Origin of the sequence: Corallococcus sp. CA054B (assembly GCF_003611625.1) — a bacterium.
Lineage (GTDB): Bacteria > Myxococcota > Myxococcia > Myxococcales > Myxococcaceae > Corallococcus > Corallococcus coralloides.
Window position 1 is genome coordinate 1 of the sequence record NZ_RAVY01000276.1, and the last position, 9,781, is coordinate 9,781.

The window sequence follows — 9,781 nt, forward strand, 5'->3', positions numbered from 1 at the left end:
TCCTCCGCCTGTCGCGAAGCCTCCGCCCCGCGCCGCGCCGCCTGTCGCCAAGGCCGCGCCTCCGCCCGCGGCGGTGCCCACCGTTGCTCCCGCGCCGCTGAAGGCCCCGGACGCGGTGCCGCTCGACAAGCCGCCCGAGGCTGAGAAGGAGGTCGTCGCCGCGGCGCCCATGGCCGTCGGTGGCACGGGCACGCTCGTCCCTGGCGGCGTGGTGGGTGGCACCGGCAGCGGCGAGGGCATGGCCATCGGTGGTGGCCGCGCGCAGCCCATCAACCTCCCGGAGACGGGGACGCCGCCGGAGCCGCTGGCCGCGAACCTCATCCCCGAGTACCCGTCCGACGCCCGCTCCAGGGGGCTGGAGGGGCTGGTCATCCTCAAGGGCGTCGTCGAGGTCGACGGCCGCGTCACCGGCCTCAAGGTGATGCGCGGCGATGAGCCCTTCGCCAGCGCCGCGCTGGCCGCCGTTCGCACGTGGCGCTTCAAGCCCGCCGTCGTGTCCGGTCAGCCGACCGCCGTCTTCCGCATCTTCAAGGTCCCGTTCCGCCTCAAGTCCTGACGCCTTCCTCCCCCCTCGGAAAGCCACAGCCATGAACTTCAATCTCAAGGAAATCTACGCGCACATGGGCGTCTTCGCCCTGGGCATCGCCTGGACGCTGATCGCCTTCGCGGTCGCGTCACTGGCGGTCTTCTTCGAGCGCCTGTTCGTCTACTTCCGCTCGCGCGCCGCGTCCCGCCAGTTCGCGGGCCGCGCCGGTCCGCTGCTCGCGCAGCAGCAGCACGACGCGCTGGTGAAGGAGGCGGACGGCAACAAGAGCAGCCACCTGGCGATGATGCTGGGCGGTGGCATGAAGACGTTCCTCGCCAGGTCGCGGGCTCCGGCCGGCAAGCTGGGCGCGGTGGAGCTCACGCGGCGCGACCTGGTGCGCATCAACGAGCGCATCACCGCGGACGTGCGCCGCGGCATGTCGGTGCTGGCCACGGTGGGTTCGGTGGCGCCGTTCGTCGGTCTGCTCGGCACGGTGGTGGGCATCATCGAGGCCTTCGCCGGCATCGCGAAGGAGGGCTCCGGCGGCCTGGGCGCGGTGTCCGCCGGTATCGCGGAGGCGCTCGTCGTCACGGCGCTGGGCCTGCTGGTCGCCATCCCCGCGGTGCTGATGTTCAACTTCCTGTCCACCCGCGCGGACGCGCTGCTGCTCTCCCTGGAGCAGGCCCGCAGCGAGTTCATGGACCACCTGGAGGACATGGCCGGCGACAAGCGCGCGGTGGCGGCCCACGGCGGCTCGCACTCGGGCGCCACGGACGTCGTCTCCACGCGGACCGAGGCGGGCGATGTCGGCCACGCGTAGGAGCCTCACGCCGGAGATGAACGTGACGCCGCTGGTGGACGTGGTGCTCGTCCTCCTGATCATCTTCATGGTCGTCACGCCGCAGCTGGAGGCCGGCGCCGCGGTGGACCTGCCCGCGGCGATGAACCCGGACGCGGAGAACAAGAACCTGGAGCCCACCACGGTGAGCCTGGCGTCCAACGGGTCGTTCTACCTGGACCGCAAGCAGCTGACCCGGGACGCGCTGGTGGTGGAGCTCAAGGCGCTGCACCAGGCGAAGCCGGACGCGCCCGTGGTGCTCAAGGCGGACAAGGGCGTGGCGTACGCGCAGGTGCGCGGCGTGTTCAAGGCGATGCAGGACATGGGGTTCCCGGGCATCAGTCTCCAGGTCATCGACCGGAAGAAGAACTGAAGGGGAGGCACGCGCCATGGCTTTCGACGTCGGTGGCAACAAGGGCGGCGGCGTCCGCCCCACGATGAACGTGACGCCCCTGGTGGACGTGGTGTTGGTCCTCCTCATCATCTTCATGGTCGTCACGCCGCTGATGACCAAGAACCTGTGGATGAACGTGCCCGCGAAGCCGGACAAGCAGGAGGAGGCCACGCCTCCGCCTCCGGACGCGAAGCCACCCGTGGTGCTCACGGTGGACAAGGCCGGCACGCTGCGCATCAACCGCGAAGAGGTTCCGCGCGACCAGGTGGTGGCCCGCCTGCGGCGCATGTTGAACGCGCGCGCGGACAAGATCGTCTTCTTCGACGCGAGCGACGCGGTGCCGTACGGAAGTGCGATGGAAGTGCTGGACCTGGCGCGGGGCGGGAACATCACCGTCGCCGTGCTGCCGGAACGACTGGCGGACTGACTCCAGGCGCCCCGCGCGCGGCTTCGTGAAGCCGCGCGCGGTTCGTGACGCCGAGTTTTCCCGCCACCGCCACAGACGTCACAAACCCTTCATCCCAATGCCACGGGCGTCGCGTTGAGTGCGCGTCGCTGTCGGCAAGGAGAGCCGTGTTGTCTCGTACAAGCTTCGTGCGCGCCTGCGTGGCGTCACTCGTGCTCATCACCCTGCCTGCCTTCGCGCAGGCGCCCGGCGCGGAGTCCTCCGCGCCCGCCGCGACTTCGCCCTCCGCCTCTCCCGGCCAGCAGCCGGCCGGAGAGCTTCCCCCTCCGCCGGACACCACCCCTTCGGACGAGGCCACGGCTTCCGGCGAAGCCGCCATGGGCGATGAGGCCCTGGCCGAGTCCGCCACGCCGCCCCCGGGCTTCACCGGCATCCACGGCCGGCTGACGGACGAGGCCAACGGTGAAGGCCTCATCGAGGCCACCGTGAAGGTGGTGACGGGCGCCGACAAGCAGGCCCTCACGGACCTGGACGGCAACTACCGGCTCGCGCTGCCGCCGGGCAGGTACGACCTGCGCGCCTTCTACGACGTGTACCAGGGCCGCCGCATCACGGGCGTCGTCGTCACCCAGGGCAAGGCCACGAAGCTGGACGTCGCGCTCAGCGCGGACGTGGGCGCGGTGCAGGAGGTCGTCGTCGAGGCCCGCTCCGACCGCCGCGCGGAAGGCGCCCTGCTCCAGGACCGCAAGAAGGCCGCCGCCGTCTCCGACGCCATCAGCGCGCAGGAGATCGCCCGCACGCCGGACTCCAGCGCCGGTGACGCCGTGAAGCGCGTGGTCAGCGCCACGGTGGTGGACGGCCGCTACGTGCTCCTGCGCGGCCTGGGTGGCCGCTACGCCACCACGCTCCTCAACGGCGCGCTCCTGCCCAGCCCGGAGCCGGACGAGCCCAGCGTGCCGCTGGACCTGTTCCCAACGAGCCTGCTCGCCAACCTCAACGTGGTGAAGAGCTACACGCCGGACCTGCCGGGCACCTTCGGCGGCGGCACGCTGCTCATCGAGACCAACACCTACCCCTCCCAGTTCGAGTTCAAGCCGCGCCTCACCCTGGGCGGCGACACCGTCACCACCTTCCGCGAGCGCAACTCGCAGGCGCAGGGCGGCTTCGGCGAGACGCTGGGCTTCGCCTCCTCCGACCGCGCCCTGCCGGACGCGCTCCCCCGCGACCACCGCCTGGGCGCGGGCGGCGAGTCCGCGCAGCAGCTGGAGAGCCAGTGGGAGAGCTTCACCCACGTCTGGGAGAAGCGCACCACGCGCGCCGTCCCCAACCTGGGCCTGGGCGCGTCCCTGGGTGACACGCTGCGCTTCGGCAACCAGCGCCTGGGCTACCTGGCCACCGTCAACTACGGCCACCGCGACGGCGTGCAGACGGGCGACTTCGCCCGCGCCGCCCGCGACGAGTCCGGCAGCCTCATCTCCCAGGACGTCGCGCGCACCACGCAGGGCTTCTCCACCGCGAACCTCAGCGGCCTGGCCAGCGTGGGCTACCAGTTCGACCGCGACAACGAGCTGACCCTCTTCAGCCTCTACACGCGCGGCACCGACACGCGCACGTACACCGCCAACGGCAACAACAACGTGCGCGGCGACACCTACGCCAGCACCCGCCTCCAGTTCATCACCCGCGCGCTGTCCTTCACGCAGCTGCGCGGCTTCCACCGCCTGGGGCTGCTGGGCGACTCGGAGGTGGACTGGCAGGCCAACATCTCCCGCGTGGACCGCGACGAGCCCGACACGCGCGACACGCTCTACAGCGCCGCCCTCAACAACCCGGACGCGCAGCTGTCCTTCCCCAACCAGCCCAACAGCGGCGAGCGCTTCTTCGCGGAGCTGGGCGAGACGTCCACGGGCGGCAGCCTCAACCTCACCCTGCCCTTCACCTCCGACCTGCGCGTGAAGGTGGGCGGCCTCACCCAGGTGTCCTTCCGCGACTTCAACGCGCGCCGCTTCCGCTACCTGCTCACCGAAGAGCCGGTGGACCGCACCCAGTCCCCCGAGCAGCTCTTCTCGCCGGAGAACGTGGGCACCTCCATCAGCGTGCGCGAGACGACGCGCGCGGATGACGCCTACAACGCCTTCCTGGGCATCTACGCCGGCTACGTGTCCGCGGACTACAAGCCCGTGGAGCCGCTGCGCCTGGTGGGCGGCGTGCGCCTGGAGGCGTCCCACCAGCAGCTGACGCTCAAGGACCCGTTCACCGGCGTGGAGAGCGACTCCGGCGGCGCGGACCAGAACTCCCTGGACGTGCTGCCGTCTCTCAACGCGACCTACGCGCTGTCCCCGGAGGTGAACCTGCGCGCGGGCTACAGCTACACGCTGGCGCGGCCCACCTTCCGCGAGCTGGCGCCGTTCATCTTCTTCGACTTCGTGCGCCGCCGGAACGTGTCCGGCAACCCCGACCTGCTGGAGACGCGCATCCACAACGTGGACGTGCGCGCCGAGTGGTTCGTGGGCGAGAACGACGTGCTGGCCGCGAGCGCCTTCTACAAGCGCTTCCAGAACCCCATCGAGCGCGTCATCCGCAACCCGGACTCGGGCGACCTGGGCTTCGAGAACGCCGCGGGCGCGGACAGCTACGGCGTGGAGTTGGAGGCGCGCACGTCGCTGGCGCGCTTCAGCCCGGCACTTCGCCCGGTGCGAGTGGGCGCGAACCTGACGCTCATCCAGTCCGAGGTGGACCTGGGTGACTCCGCGCTGGGCGCGCAGACGAACAAGGACCGTCCGCTCCAGGGCCAGTCTCCCTACGTGGTCAACGTGAACGTGGGCTACGAGCGGCCGGAGAGCGGCACGGAAGTGGCCGTGCTCTACAACGTGTACGGCCAGCGCATCAGCGAGGTCGGCGTGCAGGGCCTGCCGGACGTGTACGAGCGGCCCTTCCACCGCGTGGACATCAGCCTCACCCAGAAGCTCGGCGCGACGCAGCTGAAGCTGACCGCCGCGAACCTCCTCAACGCCTCCGTCACCCTCCGCCAGGGGGACGTGACGGTGCAGACGTACAAGCCCGGCGTGGCGTTCACCGCGTCGCTCGGCTGGGCCCTGTAGCGCCTCCCCTTCCCCTGAAAGGACGCACCGACATGAAGAGCCTCTTTGCCTCCGTCCTCACCCTCTCCAGCCTCGCGCTGCTCGCCGGCTGCGGCGACGACGACAAGAACAACGGCAACCCGGACGGCGGCGATCCGCAGGCCACCGAGCAGGACGTGAAGGGCAGCATCAAGGGCGACACGACCTGGAAGGCCGGCACGACGTACACCCTGAAGGACTACGTGTTCGTGGAGAGCGGCACGCTCACCATCGAGCCGGGCGTCACCGTCAAGGGCGACATGGGCAGCGCGCTGGTCATCACCCGCGAAGCGAAGCTCAACGCGGTGGGCACGGCGGAGAAGCCCATCGTCTTCACCAGCTCACAGGCGGTGGGCACGCGCCAGGCCGGCAACTGGGGCGGCGTGGTGCTGCTGGGCAAGGCGACCCTCAACGTGGCTGGCGGCGAGAACACCATCGAGGGCTTCTTCGCCACCAGCGGTGACACGCGCACGAAGTACGGCGGCGGGGACGACGCGCACGACTGCGGCAAGCTGAAGTACGCGCGCATCGAGTTCGCGGGCTACGAGCTGGCCGAGGACAACGAGCTCAACGGCCTGACGACGGGCGCGTGCGGCACCGCGACGGACATCGACTACGTGCAGGTGCACAAGGGCGCTGACGACGGCGTGGAGATGTTCGGCGGCACGGCGGGCCTGAAGCACATCGTCATCAGCCAGCCGGACGACGACGGCCTGGACTACGACCTGGGCTGGCGCGGCAAGGTGCAGTTCCTGGTGGTGCAGCAGAACGCCATCGTGGGCAACCGCGCCATCGAGGCGTCCGGCAACAAGAATGACAACGGCGCGCAGCCTCACACGGTGCCGGAGATCTGGAACGCGACGTTCATCGGCTCCGGCCGCGCGGCGGGCACGACGCCGGCGCAGGAGGGCCTGGTGTTCAACACGGGCGCGGGCGGCCTCTTGCGCAACGTCATCGTGGCGAACTTCGCGGACTCGGCGGTCGACGTGGACGGCACGGCCTCCGCGGCGCTGTGGAACGCGGCCACCCCGGAGCTCTCCATCCAGAACGCGCTCTTCTGGAACAACAAGGGTGACTCCGTCTCCATCCCGAACGCGCCGAACCCGAAGAAGGACGCGGCGGGCACGGTGACGGATCCGGACGTGAGCAAGTTCGCGGAGGCGGAGAAGGTGCTGGCCACGGGCCTGAACAACAAGGTCCTGGACGCGCAGCTGACGGCGGCGTCGAACCTGGACGCCCCGGACTTCACCCCGGTGGCGAACTCCCCGGCGCTGAACCCGGACAACGCGGCCACGCCGGGCGCGGGCTTCGACACCAGCGCGCGCTTCGTCGGCGCGGTGGGCCCCACCAACTGGCTGGCCGGCTGGACTGCGTTCCCGAAGAACTAAGCCAGAGGAAGTAAGTCCTGTCAGGGGGTAAGATTGCCGCTCCTCCGGTTGTGCAGAAGGAGCGGCGAAGTGCCCCACCAGCACCGAGAGTTGGAGCTGACGGCAGCCGAGCGGAGCCGGCTGGTACGCGCTTTGCGGCAGCAGGCTCCGGAGGGCGTAGCGCTGCGAGCGGCCATCGTGCTGTTGAGCGCTCAAGGCCAGAGCGCTCGGTGCATCGCTACGGCCCTGGGAGTTACCACGCGCACCGTCCAGCGCTGCCGCCGACGCTGGCGTGAGCAAGGGCTGGGGGGACTGGCTGACACGGTTCGCCCGGGCCGTCCGTCGAGCGTGTCCTCCAGCTACCTGAGGCTCCTGATGCGCACCGTGGACACGGCGCCGGAGAAGCTGGGCTTTGCATTTGCTCGCTGGACGCGTGCACGGCTGGCCGCCTACCTCCAGCAACGCACCGGCGTGCATTTGAGCGCGCGCTGGGTGGGCGAAGTCCTGCGGTGCCACGGCTATGTGTGGCGGCGCGCCAAGCTCACCACCCGGCACCTGGCGGACGAGGAGGAAAAAAGCACGCGCCTTCAGGCGCCTGCACCGTCTGCAGAAGGCAGCCCGAGAGCCCCGGGCCGACTTCGAGCTGTGGTACGCCGACGGCGTTCACTTCAACCTTCTCCCGGTGACGCGCTCCATGTGGCGGCGCAAAGGGCAGCGGCTGCTGGTGCCCACTCCGGGCAAGAATGTGCGAGTGGGGGTGGTGGGGGCCATCCGCTTTCCCAGCAGGCACTTCCTCTTCGCCTACCAGCCCAAGAGCGTCACCACCGCCCTGTTTCTGTCGCTGCTCGAAAAGCTGGTGGCGCGGGCAAAACGGACGGCCCGACGCATCGTGCTCGTCCTCGACAACGGCGGCCCCTTCACTTCCCACCGCGCCCAAGCCGCCCTTGAAGCCGCCCGGCCCCAGGTGCGCGTCTTGCGACTGCCTGCGTACACCTCGGAAACCCTCAACTGGATTGAGGGCTACTGGGACGAGCTCAAGAGCACCTACTTCAGCCAGATGCTGACGGAGCAGCGCGAGGAGTTCTATTCTCAAGCCGTCCGGCTGCTGCACCGCTTGCGGCGCTCCGGTCGGCTCAGGCTGCTCGCGCCTCGCGCTACCCTCTGACAGGACTTACTTCCTCTGGCTTAGCCCTTCGGTGAACACATGACCGCGTGCTCCCGGCAGCGCCGTACGGGGGCACGCGGTCTTCTTCCTGCGGGCTACGACTGAAGGCTCGCGGGGGCTTCGTCCTGCCCACCGTCCGCGCCGTTGCCGCCGTCCGTGAAGAGGTTGGCCACCGGGCGCAGCTTGGGGGGACGGCCACGGCGGCGCGGGGCGTTGTCGTCGTTGCCCGGCGCCCCGCCCACCGGATCCACCTGGGCCTGGCCGCCCTTGCGCACCGGACGCGGCAGGTGGATGGCATCCAGCTTCGCGCCCAGGTCCGCGTCGTCCTCCGCGAACACCTTCGCGTACGCCAGCGCGCGCTGCCCCTTCTGCAGCAGCGACTCCTGGCTCTCGTTCAGCGCCAGCCTCGCCGCGTCCAGCGCCGCCTGCGCCCGGGCCACCGCCTCCGCCTTCTCACGCACGTGCGCCGCGGACTCGCCCAGCACCGCCGTGTCCACGTCCGGGAACTTCACGTCCGCCAGGTCCGTGGCGAACAGCTCGAGCAGCGCGCGCAGCGCGGGGGAGATGGAATCGTTCTCGGGGGTTTCGAACATGGACAGGCCTCCTCACAAGGCGTTTGAACGACGCCTATCTGCCCAGATGTTCAGTGCCCTTTCAAGGGGGTCTTCTAACAGGCCGGAAAGTCGGCCCCGCATCCCCCGTCAAGGCTTGTGCTGATCAATCCACCCGCACCAGGCCGACCTCTCGCACACCAGCCGACGGATCCACGCCCACCGCCAGGAAGTGCCGGCCCACCCCGTCGAAACGCTCCGGAATCGCCCCGCCCCCTCCGGAGATGTACGCCGGGATGCCCGCGTTGGAGAACGAATAGTAGCTGTGGATGTGGCCGTAGAGCGTCAGGTCCACCCCCGCGCGCGCCATCTTCCCCACCAGCCCCGCCGCCTCGTTGCGCACCGCGAAGCCTCCGCCCCGGACGCCAATCGGATCCAACGGCGGGATGTGCATCGCCACGATGTGCACCGCGTCGCGCGCCTCCTCCAGCCAGCCGTCCAGCTCCTCCTCCACCATCGGATCCACCGTGCTGCTGCCGGAGTCCACCAGGCTGAAGTGCACGCCATGGAAGGTGAAGTGCTGGCTGCCCCGGCCCACCAGCCGCTGATACTCGCGCGCGTCGTCCGTGAAGGTCTCGTGGTTGCCCAGCGTCGCGTACAGCGGGATGCGCGAGTCCGCCTCCAGCCGCTGCTGGAACTCCTCCAGCTGCTCGCGCGTCCCGTACTCCGTCAGGTCGCCCGCGAAGAAGATGAAGCGCAGGCTGGGGTCCTCATTCAGCTTCGCGTAGACGTCCCCCACCTTCGACAGCGCCTCCTGCACGTCCGCCAGCGCCGCGAAGCGGAACGGCTCGCGCGCGTCCCAGTCCGGCGGCGCCACCGTCAGCCGCATCGTCGTCCCCGGCCGCAGGGCCACGCGCCACGCCTTCACCGTCGGGTGCGCGTCCGGCATCGCCACCACCGTCAGCGGCGTGCCCGCTTCGTCCACGGCGTCCAGCACCGCGTCCGGCATCGCGTTGTGCACCATGAACAGCCAGTCCGTCCGCGCATCCGCGCTCGCGGTGACCTTCGTGGTGAACACCGGCGCCTGGCCCCACAGCTCCAGCGTCCCCGACGCCAGCGTCCGCACCGACGCGAGCCCGCCCTCCACCTCCACCGTCAGCGCGTCCGCTTCCGCCTTCCCCACGCGCGTGTCCCGCACCGCGCGGTCCTCGCTGGGGCGCATGCAGCCCGGGGTCAGCAGCGCCGCCGTCAGGCCCAGCGCGCCCAGTGCACGAAATCCGCCGCTCACGTGTCACCTCCCACCGCGTACACCAGCGACAGCCGCCCCATCAGCGCGCCACCCGCCTGCGCCTCCGCCGCCACGCCCCAGCGCTCCGTCAGCAGCACGCGCCCCTTCAGACCGAACGACCCCACCA

9 protein-coding genes and 1 pseudogene are annotated in these 9,781 nt (G+C 70.2%); 8 read left to right on the forward strand and 2 right to left on the reverse strand.

Annotated elements, in window-relative coordinates; all coding sequences use genetic code 11:
• The 8 genes and pseudogenes from D7V80_RS37995 to D7V80_RS38030 all read left to right on the forward strand — a co-directional run.
• A partial coding sequence (locus D7V80_RS37995) for an energy transducer TonB (RefSeq protein WP_147447353.1) occupies nucleotides 1–556 on the forward strand: 556 nt, incomplete at its 5' end.
• Between the two features lie 31 nt (nucleotides 557–587).
• Nucleotides 588–1,346, forward strand: coding sequence for a MotA/TolQ/ExbB proton channel family protein (locus D7V80_RS38000; RefSeq protein WP_120592718.1), 759 nt, complete (start codon nucleotides 588–590; stop codon nucleotides 1,344–1,346).
• On the forward strand, nucleotides 1,330–1,737 hold the full coding sequence (locus D7V80_RS38005) for a biopolymer transporter ExbD (RefSeq protein ID WP_120592719.1): 408 nt from the start codon (nucleotides 1,330–1,332) through the stop codon (nucleotides 1,735–1,737). The genes D7V80_RS38000 and D7V80_RS38005 overlap by 17 nt, the downstream gene beginning before the upstream one ends.
• A gap of 16 nt (nucleotides 1,738–1,753) precedes the next feature.
• Nucleotides 1,754–2,185, forward strand: a complete 432-nt coding sequence (locus D7V80_RS38010) for a biopolymer transporter ExbD (RefSeq protein ID WP_120592720.1) — start codon at nucleotides 1,754–1,756, stop codon at nucleotides 2,183–2,185.
• Nucleotides 2,186–2,331: 146 nt separating this feature from the next.
• Nucleotides 2,332–5,265: a TonB-dependent receptor gene (locus D7V80_RS38015; RefSeq protein ID WP_120592721.1), complete on the forward strand. Its 2,934-nt coding sequence runs from the start codon at nucleotides 2,332–2,334 to the stop codon at nucleotides 5,263–5,265.
• Between the two features lie 32 nt (nucleotides 5,266–5,297).
• On the forward strand, nucleotides 5,298–6,671 hold the full coding sequence (locus D7V80_RS38020) for a hypothetical protein (protein ID WP_120592722.1): 1,374 nt from the start codon (nucleotides 5,298–5,300) through the stop codon (nucleotides 6,669–6,671).
• A 69-nt stretch (nucleotides 6,672–6,740) separates the two neighbouring features.
• Nucleotides 6,741–7,211 (forward strand): annotated as a pseudogene (locus D7V80_RS44055) (helix-turn-helix domain-containing protein); the annotation flags it as partial.
• A complete protein-coding gene (locus tag D7V80_RS38030) occupies nucleotides 7,171–7,815 on the forward strand; it encodes a transposase (RefSeq protein ID WP_120592723.1) in 645 nt (214 codons plus the stop codon). The pseudogene D7V80_RS44055 and the gene D7V80_RS38030, both read left to right, overlap by 41 nt.
• 95 nt (nucleotides 7,816–7,910) lie before the next feature.
• Here the strand turns inward: D7V80_RS38030 and D7V80_RS38035 are convergent, their stop codons facing one another.
• Together D7V80_RS38035 and D7V80_RS38040 are read right to left on the reverse strand one after the other, a co-directional pair.
• Nucleotides 7,911–8,408 carry a hypothetical protein gene (locus D7V80_RS38035; protein ID WP_120592724.1) on the reverse strand — a complete coding sequence of 166 codons (498 nt, stop codon included), beginning with the start codon at nucleotides 8,406–8,408 and terminating at the stop codon, nucleotides 7,911–7,913.
• Between the two features lie 124 nt (nucleotides 8,409–8,532).
• A complete protein-coding gene (locus tag D7V80_RS38040; protein ID WP_233586037.1) occupies nucleotides 8,533–9,654 on the reverse strand; it encodes a metallophosphoesterase in 1,122 nt (373 codons plus the stop codon).
• Between the last annotated feature and the right edge of the window lie 127 nt (nucleotides 9,655–9,781).

Excerpts from the sequence above, each read along its gene's own strand:
- D7V80_RS38020 (WP_120592722.1), top strand. The coding sequence starts at position 5,298 with ATGAAGAGCCTCTTTGCCTCCGTCCTCACCCTCTCCAGCCTCGCGCTG.
- D7V80_RS38035 (WP_120592724.1), bottom strand. The coding sequence starts at position 8,408 with ATGTTCGAAACCCCCGAGAACGATTCCATCTCCCCCGCGCTGCGCGCG.
- D7V80_RS38030 (WP_120592723.1), top strand. The coding sequence starts at position 7,171 with ATGTGTGGCGGCGCGCCAAGCTCACCACCCGGCACCTGGCGGACGAGG.
- D7V80_RS38010 (WP_120592720.1), top strand. The coding sequence starts at position 1,754 with ATGGCTTTCGACGTCGGTGGCAACAAGGGCGGCGGCGTCCGCCCCACG.
- D7V80_RS38005 (WP_120592719.1), top strand. The coding sequence starts at position 1,330 with ATGTCGGCCACGCGTAGGAGCCTCACGCCGGAGATGAACGTGACGCCG.
- D7V80_RS38000 (WP_120592718.1), top strand. The coding sequence starts at position 588 with ATGAACTTCAATCTCAAGGAAATCTACGCGCACATGGGCGTCTTCGCC.